General features: G+C 44.2%; 17 protein-coding genes. 2 read left to right on the top strand and 15 right to left on the bottom strand.

Annotated elements, in window-relative coordinates; genetic code table 11:
• Positions 1-9: 9 nt before the first annotated feature.
• The 6 genes from P7J36_RS03790 to P7J36_RS03765 form a co-directional block, all read right to left on the bottom strand.
• The gene (locus P7J36_RS03790) at positions 10-540 is read right to left on the bottom strand and encodes a hypothetical protein (protein WP_408551255.1); all 531 of its coding nucleotides are present in this window, start codon (positions 538-540) and stop codon (positions 10-12) included.
• A gap of 16 nt (positions 541-556) precedes the next feature.
• Positions 557-2419: an AAA family ATPase gene (locus P7J36_RS03785; RefSeq protein ID WP_408551254.1), complete on the bottom strand. Its 1863-nt coding sequence runs from the start codon at positions 2417-2419 to the stop codon at positions 557-559.
• Positions 2420-2587: 168 nt separating this feature from the next.
• A complete protein-coding gene (locus P7J36_RS03780; protein ID WP_408551253.1) occupies positions 2588-3106 on the bottom strand; it encodes a hypothetical protein in 519 nt (172 codons plus the stop codon).
• On the bottom strand, positions 3103-3831 hold the full coding sequence (locus tag P7J36_RS03775) for a pseudouridine synthase (RefSeq protein WP_408551251.1): 729 nt from the start codon (positions 3829-3831) through the stop codon (positions 3103-3105). Before P7J36_RS03775 ends, P7J36_RS03780 begins: the two co-directional genes overlap by 4 nt.
• Positions 3822-4448, bottom strand: a complete 627-nt coding sequence (locus tag P7J36_RS03770; protein WP_239514623.1) for a GNAT family N-acetyltransferase — start codon at positions 4446-4448, stop codon at positions 3822-3824. Before P7J36_RS03770 ends, P7J36_RS03775 begins: the two co-directional genes overlap by 10 nt.
• Positions 4449-4624: 176 nt before the next feature.
• A complete protein-coding gene (locus tag P7J36_RS03765) occupies positions 4625-5788 on the bottom strand; it encodes an MFS transporter (RefSeq protein WP_408551250.1) in 1164 nt (387 codons plus the stop codon).
• Positions 5789-5917: 129 nt separating this feature from the next.
• Here P7J36_RS03765 and def point away from each other — a divergent pair, with 129 nt between their 5' ends.
• Positions 5918-6532: a peptide deformylase gene (gene def, locus P7J36_RS03760; RefSeq protein ID WP_105100564.1), complete on the top strand. Its 615-nt coding sequence runs from the start codon at positions 5918-5920 to the stop codon at positions 6530-6532.
• Between the two features lie 44 nt (positions 6533-6576).
• On the opposite strand, the gene P7J36_RS03755 is transcribed toward def, so the two are convergent.
• Positions 6577-8919 (bottom strand): phage terminase small subunit, encoded by a 2343-nt coding sequence (locus P7J36_RS03755; RefSeq protein WP_408551249.1) that lies wholly within the window; start codon positions 8917-8919, stop codon positions 6577-6579.
• The gene (locus tag P7J36_RS03750) at positions 8916-9800 is read right to left on the bottom strand and encodes an ABC transporter ATP-binding protein (protein ID WP_408551248.1); all 885 of its coding nucleotides are present in this window, start codon (positions 9798-9800) and stop codon (positions 8916-8918) included. Before P7J36_RS03750 ends, P7J36_RS03755 begins: the two co-directional genes overlap by 4 nt.
• A 412-nt stretch (positions 9801-10212) precedes the next feature.
• On the opposite strand from P7J36_RS03750, the gene P7J36_RS03745 reads away from it, so the two are divergent.
• Complete coding sequence (locus tag P7J36_RS03745) at positions 10213-11103, top strand: helix-turn-helix domain-containing protein (RefSeq protein ID WP_408551246.1); 891 nt, start codon at positions 10213-10215, stop codon at positions 11101-11103.
• 312 nt (positions 11104-11415) lie between these two features.
• Here P7J36_RS03745 and P7J36_RS03740 read toward each other — a convergent pair whose 3' ends face one another.
• The 7 genes from P7J36_RS03740 to P7J36_RS03710 form a co-directional block, all read right to left on the bottom strand.
• Positions 11416-11676: a type II toxin-antitoxin system RelE family toxin gene (locus P7J36_RS03740; protein ID WP_029179226.1), complete on the bottom strand. Its 261-nt coding sequence runs from the start codon at positions 11674-11676 to the stop codon at positions 11416-11418.
• Position 11677: 1 nt separating this feature from the next.
• A complete protein-coding gene (gene relB, locus P7J36_RS03735) occupies positions 11678-11899 on the bottom strand; it encodes a type II toxin-antitoxin system RelB family antitoxin (protein ID WP_044759578.1) in 222 nt (73 codons plus the stop codon).
• Between the two features lie 112 nt (positions 11900-12011).
• Positions 12012-12797, bottom strand: a complete 786-nt coding sequence (locus P7J36_RS03730) for an L-threonylcarbamoyladenylate synthase (RefSeq protein WP_024391429.1) — start codon at positions 12795-12797, stop codon at positions 12012-12014.
• Positions 12798-12860: 63 nt separating this feature from the next.
• Positions 12861-13454, bottom strand: a complete 594-nt coding sequence (leuD, locus tag P7J36_RS03725; RefSeq protein WP_408551245.1) for a 3-isopropylmalate dehydratase small subunit — start codon at positions 13452-13454, stop codon at positions 12861-12863.
• A complete protein-coding gene (gene leuC, locus P7J36_RS03720; protein WP_408551243.1) occupies positions 13454-14845 on the bottom strand; it encodes a 3-isopropylmalate dehydratase large subunit in 1392 nt (463 codons plus the stop codon). Before leuC ends, leuD begins: the two co-directional genes overlap by 1 nt.
• A complete protein-coding gene (gene leuB, locus P7J36_RS03715) occupies positions 14842-15894 on the bottom strand; it encodes a 3-isopropylmalate dehydrogenase (protein ID WP_408551242.1) in 1053 nt (350 codons plus the stop codon). The genes leuC and leuB overlap by 4 nt, the downstream gene beginning before the upstream one ends.
• An 8-nt stretch (positions 15895-15902) precedes the next feature.
• Positions 15903-17465 carry a 2-isopropylmalate synthase gene (locus P7J36_RS03710; RefSeq protein WP_408551240.1) on the bottom strand — a complete coding sequence of 521 codons (1563 nt, stop codon included), beginning with the start codon at positions 17463-17465 and terminating at the stop codon, positions 15903-15905.
• Positions 17466-17756 lie beyond the last annotated feature (291 nt).

The raw sequence follows: 17756 nt of genomic DNA, 5'->3' as shown, positions 1-17756 counted from the left end.
ATAACACTCTTAACAAGTCAAATTCAATAAATTTCCTTGGTAAAGAATCTTGCTCAATGCGTCATTTGAATTATCAAACTCACAACCTGTTACCAGTAATTTTCCGCCTGTTTCTAGATAACTTTCCAAAATTCTTGCCAACTTCTTCTGAATCGCATCGGTACTATTATAAAATTCTTCAATATTTTCAATCATCACAACATCAAATTCTTCTAGAAAATGAACATTTTGTACTATTTCAATCGCTAGACTAACTCCAACTACTCTTTTCACTTTCCTATTCATCTCTCGATAGTAAAATTCTATGTGGTCAACAAAGCTCCTTCTGATGTGATCAACATCTGAAATAATATATAAAAGTTGTCCGATATAGCTCTTTGGGGGAATCCCCAAAAAATCACTCACTTCCCGATTGATACTGTCAAACGAACTTCTCAACCTAGTATCTGAGTCCAAATTTCTGTATAGCAAATCGATAAATATTTCTAAAATTTCCATATCGTTAAACACAGTGTTTTCCTTCAAGTCTTTGTTATTCATATGCATTTCCTTTCTTCTATCTTTGCACTCCAAAGCCTATTAACCGTTGAGTTGATTCCAACTCTGATAATTCTTGGAGGGCGTTTTTAATATCAGCTTCTATTACGACATTCATCTCTATTTCTTCTAAGGTCCGATTGCCTATCTTTTCCATCACCCGAGTCGCCTGTTGATACAAACTAGCCTCTATTAGTTTACGAACATAACGACCATTGCCAAAACGTTCGTTTGTTCCAACTTTTGAAAAATGCGAACGCAATACCCTCTCACAACTAGATTCAAGAGAATACTCTTTTTTACTCAACATCATTCTAAAAATTTCGTACAGTTCGTCCACAGAGTAATCTTCAAAATGAATGATGTTTGAGATTCGAGATTGTAATCCTGGATTCGTGTCTATAAAATTGTGCATCAAATCTTTATAACCAGCAAAAATAACAACTATCTCATTACGACGATTTTCCATTTCTTGAATAATGGTTGGTATAGCTTCATTAGCAAAATCTCTTTCACTCTGTGGAATCAGACTGTAAGCTTCATCGATAAACAGTACACCACCACTTGCACTATCAAACACCTTTTTTATTTTTGGTGCTGTTTGGCCAACATATTCCCCAATAAGATCTGCTCTTCCCACCTCTACTATCTTGTTTTCTGCGATCAAACCATGTTCATACAGGATTTCTGTATAAAGACGAGCTACCTCTGTCTTACCCGTCCCGGGATTGCCTGTGAATAACAAGTGCCCATTACTTTCTTCAACATGATAGCCTCTTTCTTTCCTCAGTTTCGATAGTTGTTCAAAAGCAACTTGTTGTCTGATTAATTTTTTTACAGATTGAAGACCAATCATTTGATTCAGCCTCTTCTCAGCTTGGCCACATTTACTTTTAGATTGTTCCTTTTGCAAACTAAAGTGACCCAGATCCAGCAACCCGTTTTCTTGACAATAATTGGTTGCCACCGCATATTCATGGATTCTCTGAACCATTCGTCGAATATCTTTTGCATTGATGAGATTTGAAGCCTTTTCTACATACTCCCTAACAATTTTCTTGTCTATACTAATTCGTCTCTTTGCTAATAGTTGAATAGCAATTTCAACCAGTTCGTCATTTGTATAAGGAGGAAACTCGATTCTATTTACATTATAGTATTCCTCCTGTAATTCCATTTCTATTTTTTTAGCTTCTTCAGTCGATTGGGCAATTAGAATACAAATATTATTCTCCTTCTTTGTATTGATATTAGCGAAAAGTTCTAATTTAGGACGAGCCCTTGCTTTAAAATAGTCATAAACAACTGGAAATTGTTTTTCTTCAGTCTTAGGAAGAAAGTATTCGCTACAATGAGTATCAACCGCTTGTAAGTTGAACAATCGTTCTAAATATTGAAGGGCATATTTTCGTCCAGTCCCCTTTTGACCGTTGAAAATTAAGAAAAATGGCTCTTTCGTATGCGATTCTAAATCGTTTGATTGATAGGCTAAATAGTTTATAAGATACTGAATACTATTTTTAAAGTCGCTGAGTCCAATCATATTTTCTGACAACACATCTGCATTCGGAGTAAGACCTTGCTTATCTTCCTTTGATTGCTTCAATAAGAAATAACCAAATTCTCCCAAATTTTCACGCCCAACTTTTTCAATAAAATCATCCTCATTTATTGAAGAATAGCCATCTAAATAGACATCCACTTTCCAAAGTGATTGAACCTTTTTTGCTATTTCTCGTTTTGTATTTGCTGTGTCAGTTACAATAAATAAGTCCTGCTTCTCATTCAAAAAATATATCCAATTATTCTCTTGTATAAAAGATTCACTAGAACATTCTAGCTGCTGTACTTCTCCCATAAGCTTGATATGATAATAATTCATCTTTACTCCTCTATTCTGATGTTCTCTATAAGAAGTATATAAAAATAGATGGACAAAATATGTCCATCTATTTTTATTTATTTACAATTCCATCCTACTTTGTCTTCATAGGAGAAAATCTGTCTATGATTTTCAAAAGAGTTCAAACATAGCTAAAAAGTTGTTTCGCTAGCCTACACTCTTAATCCGTTTCTTAATCTTCTGACCAAACTCCATCATTCTCCGCTTTTCTTCTGGCCAGATTTTGGTCACGCGATCCACCGCAATGATAAAGATGACAATGACTGCATAATCTTTGGCACTATTAATCACACCTAGGCTTTCCAAAATCGTCAAGAGTAGATAAAAGCTAAACAAGATGGTTCGTTTGGGCAGAGCCATCAGGAATTCAATACCAGCCTTGTAGCCCAGATAAATCTGCCGATTAAGCCCCTTGGTACGTTCTAACCGACGATTGAGAAAGGCACGAATACGGCTATAAAACCAGTCAGAAGTAAAAAATAGAGACTGGATGGCTATAGCAATTAGGGATAAATTGTTGGCATGCTTCTCTGTCATACCAGACACCCTCGCAATGATGTAGGTCCAATCCCCATTATCAACCCATATCCAAATCGAAAGATAAACAACTGCACCTGCCACCACAATCAAGGGCAGAGCACGAAAAATTTTTTCAATATTTCTCATAATTCCACACCAAAGACTTCTAATTGCTTCAATTCGGCAGCAGTCAACCTGCGGTATTCCCCCAAGGCTAAGCTGTCGTCCAATACCAAGGGCCCCATTGATAATCGTTGCAAGTCTGTCACCGTCTTTCCACAGGCCTGCACCATGCGTTTGACCTGGTGAAATTTCCCTTCTCGGATGGTGATGTCAACGAGTGAAGTCTGCTTAGCTTCATCTGTAGAGAGGATGGTCAACTGGCCTGGCTGACAGGTAAAGTCTTTCAGCTCCATTCCTGCCGCAAATCGTTCGGCATCCTCTTGGGTCATGATCCCGTCAACCTGTGCACGGTAGAGTTTATCAACATGTTTCTTCGGAGAAAGCATGGCATGAGCCAGCTGACCGTTGTTGGTCAAGAGGAGCAAGCCATGGGTATCGATGTCCAAGCGCCCAACGGGAAAAACGTCCTTCTGGCAAGCTGTATCATCTAGCAAGTCCAAGACAGTCCGATGGCGGTCATCCTCGGTTGCTGAAATAACTCCCTTGGGTTTGTTCAATAAATAATAAACAAAGGTCTCATGGCTGAGAACCTGGCCTGCTACTGCAATCTGGTCCGTCTTTTCGTCAATCTGTTGCTTGGGGGACGTCTCTACTTGGCCATTGACTGTGACTTGCTTGTTTTTCAGGACTTTCTTGACTTCTGTCCGACTGCCAACACCACAATCCACTAAAAATTTATCTAATCGCATACGAGTTTCTTTTCCATTTTGATATATTCTGCTTGCTTTTCTCTTTCTGTAAATCCAAGAGCATGAAAGAGGGTTTGAGCTGCTTGATGAAAGGTAGCAACTGTCAGTTTGATACTAGCTGGCTGAACATGTTCCACTATGTAGTCTTCAATCGTCTGGTAGAAAGCTCTGCCATTTCCCTGACCTGTCAAAGACGGTTTCATGCCCAAACGAATGTCAACGGTCTCGCCATCTTGGTCAATACAGAAATAGCCCATGAGGGCGGCATTGCGGATGACTGCAAAAAAGCGGTCCCCACGCGCCTCCGGTGAAATCATCTCTGCATAAGTCTCGGGGTTTGCACTAATCGTATAAGCATCCAAAGGTGGTTGATAGCGCCATTGGTTAGCAATTTCCAATGCCAGATCCTGGGGCAGGGGCATGATGTAAAAATAATCCATTCTTCGGAAATTTTTTGCCAAATTTTTAATCCGTCGGTTTTGGGTGGCGTAATTATCTGTCTGATAGACATAATCCACGTAGCCCAACTGATAAGAGGGAATCATGTCCTTAAAAATCAACTGAACATCCTCGGGAAAACGGAGTATTAATTCATTCAAGCGGTTATTTTCTAACATAGGTCTATTATACCAAAAAGGGAGTGGGAAAGAACTCGACCAGTCTAAAAAGAGTTCGTCTTCCCACCCCCGCACAGTTGATTAGGTCAGATTTGGAGTATAAAGCACGAACAAATCTGCCAATCAACCACTGCGCTGAGATGTTGACACGAACTCTGAGAAGAGGTGCTAGCCTCCTATTTCTTCAGTTGTTTATAAATCAAGCCTGCGCTTATCAAGGCACAGCCGATGGCGTAGATACCAAAGGCTCCTGTTGGGGTTGGGTTGAGTTTTTCCAGATAAGTCGGCAAGATAGCAGATGTGGCACCACCGATATTGCAACCCATAAGGACGATGGTCATGACCGTATTGAGCAAGGCCTTGGGTGCACGGTCTGTTACCTGACTAAAGACAATGGTTAGAATGATGCTGTAGAAAAATCCTGACACCATACCACCGAGCCCCAGCACCCAGAGATTATCCGCAAAGGCAATGCCGACAACCGCGAGTCCAAAGACCACGTAGGAAACAGCTAAAAGCCAGCCCTTCAAACGACCAACCAGGCTACTAAAGACCGTGCCTGCCACAATCCCCATGACCTGCATAAGACTGAGAATCAGACTGGCTTGCTGAGCAGTACCAATGCCCTTGGCTAAAATAATCTGAGGAATACGAATGGTCAGGAAGGTATTGACATTGATAACAAAGAAGGCTAAGAATGCCAGATAAATGCCCATCATCCACATGGTCTTATCCAGTTTGACCTTGGGCGCATTCTCCTCTGCCTTCACCTCCATGCGTGCCAGCAATTCCTCCTTGGGAACAAAGAGAAGGAAGAGGGCCAAGATGACCAAGGCAAAAAGGTAGACCAAGAAGGCAGGTTGCCAACCAAACTGGGTCAACCAACCGACAAGGAGGGTAAGCCCTGCGCTTCCCAAAACCTCTGCTGAACCACGCAAGCCCATCATCTGTACCCGCTCCTGACCGGTGAAAAAATTACCGATGATATTAATAGCACGCGCATTGATTAAGCCAATCCCCAAACCAAGCAAGATACGAGCCAATAAAATCAGAGGATAAGCAGTTAGAAACATGGGCAAAGCTCCACCGATGGCCATAAGCAAAAGCCCTGCAATGATAATGTTTCGTTCAGACAAGAAACAGACAACTAGACCATTTGCTAATAGAGTAACCATAATAGCAAAGGAGGTCACCGTAATCAAATTTTCCACCTGGCCCGCTGCAATTCCCTGCTGGGCAAAATGCTCAATCATCTGCGGAATAGCTGGCGAGACAGCAAATGTCGAAACCAGCATGGTAGATAGGGCCAGCAAACTGGCTTTTTCTAAAATTCTTTTCATTTTTCTCCCTTTCAACGTTCGTCTTTTACTAGTATAACAGATTTGAAAGCGAATGGATAGAAAAGTCCGACTTTTATTCTCTCCCATTTCATGCTATACTTATCTTAACTATATTCAAAGGAGAGAATCATGTCTGTTATTGAACGATTGACAAAAGCTGCCCATTTGATTGACATGGATGACATCATCCGTGAAGGGCATCCAACCCTACGCCAAGTTGCCGAAGAAGTTGCATTTCCTCTATCTGATCAGGAAATTATTTTGGGCGAAAAAATGATGCAGTTCCTCAAACATTCGCAGGATCCTGTCATGGCGGAGAAAATGAAACTCCGTGGCGGAGTTGGTCTAGCAGCACCTCAGATTGACGTTTCCAAACGCATCATTGCCGTCTTGGTCCCAAATCCAGAAGATGAGGAAGGCAATCCACCTGCCCAAGCCTACTCTCTACAAGAGGTCATGTACAACCCTAAAATCGTGGCACACTCTGTCCAAGAAGCGGCTATGGAAGGAGGCGAAGGCTGCCTATCTGTTGACCGCGAAGTCCAAGGCTACGTAGTCCGCCATGCGCGCGTGACTGTTGATTACATGGACAAAAATGGAGAAAAACACCGTATCAAACTCAAAGGATATAATGCCATCGTGGTCCAACACGAAATCGACCACCTCAACGGTGTCATGTTCTACGACCGCATTGACCCAGAACACCCATTTGCCGTTAAAGAAGGCATGTTGGTGATTGAATAAACATAAGAAACTGACTGAAAAATTTTCAGCCAGTTTTTCTTTTTTTATGAAAATAGCAGAGCTAACTGCCTAAAAATTTCCTGCCCATCCAAAATCAGATCTTGAAAGAGGAGGTAGTCCAGCAGAGCCAGCAAACCAGCTAGTAAGATGAAAACCACTAAGCGATTTGAAAACCGAACTTGCAAGAGATGATTGAGACTAACTAGCACAATTTCCAAGACAAGCAAGCCAAACACCATCCACAAGAGATAAGGACCATTTGGAAGGAACCAAGCCCAGAGTTCTTGTCCCCTCAAGAGTTCAAGAAAAATCCCCCTCTCCGAATGGGAAAGCAAGATAAGGCCATCTTCCAGATAACCAATTCCTCCGATCAGACTATTGACTAGGAAAAGACTAGCTAGAAAGAGCATTGTAAAACAAAGAGCCTGCCCCAGTCCCAGCAACCACTTGGTGACTAGAACCTTGCGCAAATCCACAGGCTGGGTCTGATAAAGACGCCAGTTTTTCCCTGCAACCTCCACCGCCTTACCCCGACTGCCAATCCAAACCGCCAGCAAGAGCACCAACAAATAGGCCGGACCATCAAAGAGAGTGCGTAAACTGCCAATCCCCGACAGATCTCTGGAGCGGTCCCAGGAGGGATCGTCTACTGGAACCAAGGCATCATTGGTATCAAAACTATTTTCCAAGCTGGTCAAAACGACATCCTTACCTCGCTTGGTTGCAGGTACCCCAGCCTCCATCAGCTGCTGCCAGTAATACTGACTGACCTGATTGCGAGTCTGGTAACGGCGAAGATTATCCACCGTCTGGCTGGCCCCAATATCACCATTGGCAAAAGCCTTTTCCTCTCTAGCCCATAGATAGACCTGCTCTGCCTCTAGCATAGCAAGGTGACTAGCCGGCAGAGCCTTGGGATTGTCCTGATATACCTGCCATTGCTTGACATAGAGATCTTTATAGATATGGTATTCCTGTAAAAGCTCCACTCTCCACTCCAACTCCTCCTGATAGCTCGCGTCCTCTTTGACCAACTGCCTCAGACGGTTGATTTCCGACTGCAAACTCTCCACATAGACCTCATCCTGCTCATAGGACTGGGCAACCAACTCCATCGAAGCACTCTCCTCCTGGGCAACCTCTTGCTTTTCTAGTCCTGTCAGTAGGGAAAATAGCAGAGCTAGGAGCAAGTTGCCTAAGACGAGCCCTTTCCAAGAATGGAGCCGACTAAGGATGAGAATATCAAAAGACCAAACCTTTTCCAAACGCCCTGTGTCTAACTCCTTCTGATGCCCCACGGTCAGGACCAGCCTTTTCTTTTCTGTCAGCAGATAATAAGCAAAGAAAAGCCCAATGGTCAGCAGGAGCAAGACATCCACCTGTATAAAGACCTGTGAAAATACAGCTGTGTCTAAAAAACTCGGAAAGGCAAGCAAGGGCAGAATTTGACCTGACCAACCAGCTACTGCACCTGCCTGATAGGAAAGCCCCAGAGCTAACAGTAACCCCGTCACCACAAAAGTCAGCCGACTGGCTAACAAGTGGTCCAAAAACCCAAAAAGTAAGCGAACAGCTAGAAGCAAGACCAGCCAAAAACCAAGCAAGATAAGCCCGTAAAGCCAAGAGCCTATCAACTGACTCTGACCCAACATCTCAAGAGGAGCTTGAAAACTAGATACAGCCAACTGACCTGTCAGCCCATCATAGACTAGGATAAAGAGCAAACCTATCCCCACAGCCAGTAAAAGCGAAAGCAAGGAAGCAGCCAAACGCCTGACCCCCTGCAAACTCAGACTATCCCATTGCTGCAACTGCCATACTTGATGCGCTAGTGTCTTTTCCGCCAGCTGATTAGCAAGTAGAAAACCAAGCACCAAAAATACAGGAAGAAAACCAAACAAACTTTCTAAGTAGGCTTGAACAATACGCCCTGTTTCCCAAGCTTGATTTTCAGGACCATCAGGCAATTGGTACTCAAGTAGCCAGTCATTCCATCTGGCCAAACGTTCGACTTCCGTTTGTGTTAAGGAAGTCCGAGCTTGAAAAAGCTGCCGATTGCGACTGATAAAATAGTCCAGGTCTTGATACATGAGTTTGCGGTAGTTGGGGATAACTTCAAACTTCCCCTCATCTAAGGCCTGACCGACACTTTCTATATCGGATTTCAAGCCCAGCATCCGCGGTGCTTCTTCTGACTCCTCCTCAATTTTTATATCTGCCAAGACACTAGCCAATTCGCTCAGTTCTTCTTTATAGGTTTCCACATAGGCCGCTTGATGGGCTTGCCTTTGTGAGATGGGAAGGTAGGCAAGACCCAGAAAACCTAGCAAGAGCAGGCAGTAGAGAGGCGACCAGAGGATTTTCTTGATTTCAAAGTGCAGCCTCATATCCCCTCACCACCTTCCTCCACATAGAGATCACGATAGAGGGATTCCATATAGTCGCTGGCTTTTGTAAGGCCAGCCACCTGCTGGATTGGAATACGATCCAAACAATCCAGTAAATCTCGCTCGGGTAAGAAGATTTCCACCAGACCCTGCTCTGCCTTTTTCCACAAGAGTTGAGGATAATCCCGTAAAAATTCCTGAACCTGCTTGGAGTTTTCCACAGCAAGATGGTAATCATAATCCGACGTCAACTCCACTTCTGTGGCAATCAACTTGCTGGACTTGAGGAAATAAACCTGATTGGTCAGCTTCTCAATCTCCGACAAATGATGGGAAGAAAGCAATATGGCAACACCCTCTGCCTGTAAATTCAGAAGAAATTCCCGCTGCTGGATGATATTGGTCGGGTCCAAGCCGATGTGGGGTTCATCCAGCAACAAGAGCTTGGGCTTGGGAAGGACAGCCATGGCAAAGAGCAGTTTCTGCTTCATACCCATGGAATAACCAGCCACTCGCTTTTTGACATAGTAGCCCATCCCCAATTCTTCCACTAACGCATCCACTTCCTTTTTCCCCAGCTTGTGAGTGGCAGCCACATAAGTCAGATGGTCATAACCCGTCAACTGTGGATAAAGTGCTTGGGCATCCAACATGACAGACATATCCTGAAAAATCGCGCGATCACTATTGGGACGACCATTGATGGTTACCGACCCACGGTCAGCGGTTTCTGTGTTGCTGATGATATTCAACAGAGTTGATTTTCCCACACCATTGGGACCAACTAAAGCCACCAAGTCCCCTGCTTGCAACTCAAAGGACACATAGGACAAGACCTGGTGGGCACCATATCGCTTGCAGACATCAACTACTTTTAGCATAGAAACTCCTTTCTTTGGAGAAATGGCAGAGCGGAACAACAGCCTTTCAACAGCTTATTATTGGCTAGACTACTTCTTGAAAGCCTTATACAGCAAGTAAAGCCATACAAGAAAGCTCAGACTAGCAGCAGGTTTTAAAAATAACACATGAATAAATGAATTTAGCCAGAGCCAAATCTCTCTATCTACAATCTGAATCGGGTCCATATGAAACAATAGGACACTACACGAAAGAACAATGACACTACTTAAAAATAAAGTACTTTTATCAATCTGTTCCATTAGGTTACACCTTTCATCAGCCTATTTTCTATATACAAAAAAACAATATTTCCACATTATTATGATATACTATTTTTATAAAGTTAATTCGTTTTGTTGCAAATAATCACATTTTTTCAAGGAGTAGGTTATGCGGTGGGATTACGGAAGTGTGTATAAAAGCATTCGAAAAAGCAAACATTTGAGTCAGGAGCAGATTTGTGGGGATTATATCAATCGAACGACCTTGGTTCGCTTCGAGAAAAATCAGAACATTCCTAGCTATGAGCTCATGCGGTTCTTGCTCAAGCAGGTGGATATGACCTTCGAGGAGTTTGAATACCTCTGTAACTACTACCAGCCCAGCCAACGCCAACAACTGCTCTATGATATAGATAATCTCAGAAATCCGACCACGAAGACCATGGAGGATTTGATAAAGCGTTGCCAGGACCATTTGAAAAAAGAACCCAATGATATTCCTATTCACAGAAAGTGCCTCCTCCTGGAGACCGTTGTAGCTGTCCGAAAAAGTTCTTCTATCACCCAGCTTTCCGACGAAGCTGAAACCCTGTCCAAACTCCTCTGGTCCCAACTAGAAGGATACGATAACTGGTACCATAACGATATTATCTTGGTCGGTACTCTCTTGTCACATATAATCTCACTTGATAGCCTTGAAGAAACTGCCAATCTTCTTTTAAAACGATTAGAAAAATACAAGGATTACAAGCGAATCCAGCCGACCATACTATCTTTCTACCAACAACTATCCCTTTTTACCCTTGAACAAAAACAGCACAGCAAGTCTACTTTCTTTGCCACCAAACTCATGGAACTAGCCAAACAAGAAAAACGCTATGACCAACTAGCCCGTGCCTATGTTTACCTAGGTCTCGCCCAAAACGAGCAGGAACTGATTGACAAAGGGCTACACATCTTGGAACTGACGGACGAGCAAAGACTAATCGACAACCTCCAATGTCTTATCAAACAGCACCAAACTGAGGCTGGGCAAAAAGTCCAGACTCGCTCCTCATAGTTCGTGTCAACATCTCAGCGCAGTGGTTGATTGGCAGATTTGTTCGCGTTTCACACTCCAAATCTGACCTCTACGACTGATGCGAACAGAGTTCGCTTCATTTCCAACCTCAAAAGGTTCACTGAACCTTTTGAGCTGTGCGGGGTGGGAGTAAAATAGTCCAGTGGACTATTTTAGCCCGAACCTGCATATTATTTGGAAGTGAGGGGAACTCTTTTTTAGACCAGTCGAGTTCTTTCCCACTCCCAGTTTTTTATGTGAGTACGAAAAAACGAACCTTTCGGATCGTTCTACACTATATTAGACCAGCTTTTAATAAATATCTCTACGATGACCAAATTCAAGTGCCAGAATAACCATCCTATCATCCTGAATATCGCAAATCAACCGATAATCACCGATACGATAACGCCACTCATTAGCATGGTCCCCTGTCAATCCCTTGCCATGCAACCTCGGATTAACTGTGCCATCTAAGTGTTTATCCACCCATGCAAATAATAATCTTTGGATTGGCTTATCCAATTTTCTGATTTGTTTTTGTGCCTTCTTAGAATACTCTACATGAAACATACTACAGACCAAGTTCCTTCTTGAAATCAGCATGACTGATGGTTTCAGGATCCTTCTGGTACTCCTCGTAGGCTTGTCGGTAAATGCTCAAATCATACTCATCCTCAATATCACGCTCAAGCGCCTTCTTAAATAAACTTGAAAGACTTTGACCAGTCAATTGAGCATAGCTCTTGAAAAATACTTCTTCCTCTTTGTTTAATCGGATAGTTACTGTACTCATCATCTTACCTCACATCTTTGTGTTACATTGTAACACATTTTATATAAATTGTAAAGCAATACTAGATAGACTAGAGCAAAAACGACCCTTTCGGATCGTTCTACATGTTATTTTAATAATATTCCCCTTGTCTATAATCCCAAGAGTTGAAGTGGTCTGACAAGTGCATCATGATTTTATCGATGTCCAGACCCTTACGGATGACAACTGGGCATGGGCTGATAGAACGGCTATCTGCACCTTGTTCTGGAATCAGTTTACCATCTTTGTCTACCATAGACACCATAACCCCTTGCTCATAGCGGGTTTCAATAGTCTTGTCTGGCTGGATAGATGCCACATAATCATCCGCCTCGATAATCAAATCTACCTTAGACGCGATACGCTCACCGATACCTTCTACCTTACCACGATTTCCCTTACCTGATGGGTTAGCAGATGAAGCGTAGACCATACGTCCTTCTTTTTCCCACATTTCCTTGGCAATTTGCTCGCCAGCCACACCAAACTTGATAACAAAGCATGAAGTACCACGAACGTCGGTCATCAACTCTTCACGACCATCGCCATAAGCCTGCAACTTGGCGTAAGCCTCTGGTTTCCAAGGCAGGATACAACCCAACAAAATGTCCTCATCCCAATGTTTTTGGTAAAAGGCATCAATCTCAGGAGTCAACTGGGCCAACTCACGAAGCTCCTCCATGCTACCACAAAGGACCACGCCCGGCTTATTACGCTTGCGCTCTTTAGCGTCAAACTTACGCTCCAAGCCAGCCTTGTCAGATGTCATGATGATGTAACCAACCTTAGTCGGGCAGACAATCACACCTCCCTCACCCTTGATAATGTCAAGACCTTCTTGTGAAAGTGCGCCATCCCAGTGAATTTGTTTCGTCATTATAATTTCCTCTTTTCTTTTGTTTCATAGCAGAGCGACCTGCTTGTTTTCTTCATATTTAGTTTATTCCTGCCAATAACTAGGCCTGTTCCGTTCATACTCAGCAATCAAATCCTGATACTGTAATGTAATACCAATATCATCCAAGCCATTGAGCAACTTGTGTTTCCAGTCCTGTTCGATGTCAAATGGGAATTCCCCAAAAGGCGTCCGTATCAACTGGTCTGCCAAGTCAACCGTGATTTCCTGATTTGGAGCCAGCTGAGCCAGTTGGTCCCTGACTTCTTTGGGCTGGATAATGGGCAGAATCCCATTGTTCAAGTCATTGTTGTAGTGAATATCCCCAAAGGAGCCTGCAATGATGACCTTGAAGCCATAATCTGCCAGAGCCCAAGCAGCGTGTTCCCTAGAAGAACCTGCTCCGAAGTTATCCCCAGATATGAGGATACTAGCTCCTTGATACTCAGGCTGATTGAGAATGAAATCAGGATTATCCGTGTAGTTATCATCCAAGTACCGCCAAGCATAGAGCAGATACTTGCCAAAACCCTTTTTATCAATCAGCTTGAGAAACTGCTTGGGCAGGAGCTGGTCGGTATCAATATTATCATTCATGAGCGGAACAGTTGTTCCTGTCCATGTGGTAAATTGGTGCATTAAACTCCCTCCTTGAGAATTTCTAGCTGTCGGGTATCGACAAAGTGTCCGTAAAGTGCTGCTGCGGCAGCCATAGCAGGACTACACAAGTGGGTCTTGGCCCCAAAGCCCTGTCGGTCTTCAAAGTTCCTGTTACTTGTGGAGGCACAGTGGACACCTGCAGGCACCTTGTCTGGATTCATACCCAGACACATGGAACAACCCGGATCCCGCCACTCAAAACCAGCCTCCATAAAAATCTTGTCTAGACCTAACTTTTCAGCAGCTCGCTTGACAGGGCGACTACCTGGAACGACAATGGCCGTAACCTGCTCTGCTATTTTCCGCCCCTTAACAATCCGAGCTGCCAGCTGCAAATCGCTGAGACGAGCATTGGTACAGGAGCCTAGGAAGACATAGCCAACGGGAATGTCCGCAACCTTTTGCCCAGGAGCTAAATCCATATAAGCGTAGGCCCGCTCGTCGTTGTGGTCACGGATAGCTGGGAAGGTTTCGTCAAAGCTAACCCCCATGGCAGGCGTGGTCCCCCAAGTGACCATCGGTGCCAAGTCTGATACATCAAGGACTAGGTGCTTGTCATAGACGGTATCGGCATCAGAATAGAGCCCCTTCCAGTCTGCCACCGCCGCCTCAAAATCTGCTGGAGCACACTCACGACCACGCAGATAGTCAAAGGTAGTCTGGTCTGGAGCCATAATGCCCATCTTTGATCCGAACTCAATAGACATATTGCAAATGGTCATCCGCTCTTCCATGCTGAGTCGGTCGATGACTGGACCAGCAAACTCAACCACATGACCCAAACCACAATCCACGCCGTAGCGGGCAATCAGAGCCAGGATAAAGTCCTTGGCATAGACACCTGCTTGGGCCTGACCGACAAATTCCACTAGGAGTCGCTTGGGTTTGACCTGCCAGATGGTCTGAGTAGCGAGAACGTGCTCCACTTCAGAAGTACCAATCCCAAAAGCGATAGCTCCAAATGCTCCGTGAGTCGCTGTATGGCTATCTCCGCAGACAATGAACTTACCTGGCTGTGTCCTACCTGTTTCTGGTCCAACCATGTGGACAATCCCCTGATGTTCCGAACCGTGGGCTGCGTGGGGAATGCCGAAATATTCTATATTCTTCGCCAAGGCATCCATCTGAGCCTTGGAAATGACATCACGGATATTGTGAATATCAACGGTTGGCACGTTGTGGTCAAAAGTCGCAAAAGTCAAGTCTGGACGCCGAACAGGTCGCCCTGTATCCCTCAATCCTTGAAAGGCCTGGGGACTGGTCACCTCATGAACATAATGCTGATCAACATAGAGGAGCTGGGGCTGACCTTCCTGCCCTGTGATCACATGGCGATCCCAGAGCTTGTCGAAAATGGATTTGCCACTCATGTTGACCTCCTTTCAAGCTGTGTAATAATAGCTTCTGTCATTTCTTTGGTAGAGGCGGTCCCACCTAGATCTTTAGTGAAAATGCCCTGTGCAAAGACCGCTTCAACTGCCTGACGAATGGTCTGACCCGCTTGGACCAAATCAAAACTTTCTTCCAGCATCATGGCAACAGATAGAATCATACTGACCGGATTGGCAATTCCCTGACCGGCAATATCGGGTGCCGAACCATGGATAGGTTCGTAGAGACTGGGACCCGCCACCGCATGACTAGCAGAAGGCAGAACCCCTAGCGTTCCTGTTAATACGCTGGCCTCATCCGACAAAATATCTCCGAAAAGATTTTCCGTCACCAAGACATCAAACCGACTAGGATTGGTAATCAAAAGCATGGCTGCGCTATCCACCAACTGGTGCTCCAAGGTCACATCTGGGTAGTCCTTTGCTACCTCATCCGCTACCTTCCGCCACAATTTTGACGTCGCCAGTACATTTTGCTTATCAATGCTGGTGACTTTTTTTCGTCTTTTTTGGGCTAGGTCAAAGGCAGAGCGAACCACTCGTTCAATTTCTTCTGCCTGATAGGTATTGCTATCGCTGGCTTGGTCTGTCTCCAGAATATGCTCTCCAAAATAAATCCCTCCTGTCAACTCCCGTACCATGACCAAATCCACACCGTCCAGTCGGTCGACTTTCAGAGGAGAATAGTCTTTCAGGCTATCAAAAATTTTGACCGGACGGATATTGGCAAAGAGACCCAATTCCTTCCGAAGTTGAAGCAGACCTTGTTCTGGTCGAACAGCTGCATCATCATATTGAGGGCTACCGATAGCGGCCAATAATATCGCATCCGCCTGACGGCAGGCTTGTAAGGTAGCATCTGGTAGAGGATGGCCAGCCGCATCAATCCCAGTGCCACCAAAAGCTCTCTCCTCAATCTCATAATCGAATCCTACTTGCCCAGCAACAGCCTCGAGGACTGCTAGGCCAGCCTCCATGATTTCAGGACCGATTCCATCACCAGCCAAGGCTACAATTTTTTTCGTCATATTTCCTCCTAGATGTGGGGCATGTCTTTCTCAGATAGTTTCTTATCCATCTGACCACTATTTTCTTTCTGTACCATGACATTGGCATGAATGTAAGCAATAGCTGAAGCCTTCACTACATCAAAGTCAATACCAGAGGCGTTAAATACGGTTTCCGTTGCCTTGTTTTCTACAGCGACAAGCACACGCGCCTGGGCATCAATTCCATCGGTAATGGCGTCGATATGGTAGCGTTCCAAGCTGATCTCTTGGTGGAAGAATTGGTCAATGGCATTAAAGACAGCCTCAACCGAACCCTTGCCTGACTCTACAACAACCACTTCTTCCTCATCTTGATTGATGAAGATGACCTGAGCCTGAATGCTTCCGTCAGACTGACTATCCAAACGTAAATCCTTGAACTGGAATCCATCACGATTGCTGATTTCAGTCCCAGCAACTAAGGCACGAATATCTGCGTCCGTGATTTTTTCTTTCTTGTCCGCCAGATTTTTAAAGCGAGCAAAGAGACCTGCAACGTCACTCTCTTCAAAATACAAGTCTAACTCTTTTAGTTTTTCCACAAAGGCATGGCGACCAGATAGTTTACCCAGTGGCAGAGAATTTTTCTTGACCCCTACCAACTCAGGTGTAATGATTTCATAAGTCAATGGATTTTTCAAGACACCATCTTGGTGGATACCTGACTCATGAGAGAAGGCATTGCCACCGACCACCGCCTTATTGCGTGGAATGGCAATCCCAGAAAAGCGAGATACTAATTCTGAAGTATTGAGCGTTTCCTTAAGAACAATCGGACTAGTCACATCGTAAAAATCTTTCCGAATTTCAAGGGCAACAGCTACTTCTTCAAGGGCCGCATTTCCTGCCCGTTCACCGATACCGTTGATAGTTCCCTCGACACGACCTGCACCGTTTTTGATAGCTGAAAGGGTATTGGCAACAGCCATTCCCAGATCATTGTGGCAATGGGGACTGAAAATAATCTCACGGTCCGACTTGACGTTGCTTGTCAAGTAACGGAAAATTTCTCCGTAGTGCTGTGGTGTCGTAAAGCCGACTGTATCTGGAATGTTGATGTAGGTCGCACCTGCATCTACCGCTGTCTGCACCACTTCAAGCAAATAATCCAACTCCGTCCGTGTCGCATCCTCTGGCGAGAACTCGACCACCTCAAAACGCTCACGGGCATAGCTGACATGTTCAGTGATTTGTGCCAAAATTTCTTCTTTGGACTTTTGAAGTTTAAATTCACGGTGAATGGGACTGGTCGCAATGAAAACATGGATCTGCGGGTACTTAGCATCTTTCAGAGCCTCATAACAAGCATCAATGTCTGACTTGACTGACCGAGCCAAGCCTGTCACAGCCGTCTTGGTCATAGCCGCCGCAATCTGACGAACCGCTTCAAAAGAATCAGGACTGGCCGCTGGGAAACCCGCTTCAATGGCAGAAATCCCCCATTTCTCCAACTGCTTGGCGATGGTCACTTTTTCCTTGATAGAAAAATTCACACCCGGCGTCTGTTCACCATCCCGTAAAGTCGTATCTAAAAATTCAATCACACGCATAAGAATACCTTTCTAAACAACCCTAACTTTAAAATATCATTAGGTTCTCCTTCTTGGTCCGTTTGATAAACCAAATAAAAAGAAAACACCTCGAGGATTACTACCTGCGAGATGTTGTCAACAGCGCCCGCTTGGTAAGCCAAACAGGACTAATGCTACCTAGTGCACTAGCCCAACCGTCGCAACAACAAAGCAAAGAATTTTGTAGTGACAGGTTTCATTTGACTTTTTCCTCTCTGTGTTTTACTTGTTTTCTATGATAACCCACTTTTTTTCACTTGTCAACAGAAA

Origin of the sequence: Streptococcus suis, from assembly GCF_046032115.1 — a bacterium.
Taxonomy (GTDB): Bacteria; Bacillota; Bacilli; order Lactobacillales; family Streptococcaceae; genus Streptococcus; species Streptococcus suis_AJ.
The sequence above is the reverse complement of the archived record's forward strand: the minus strand, read 5'-3'. Positions and strand labels throughout refer to the sequence as shown.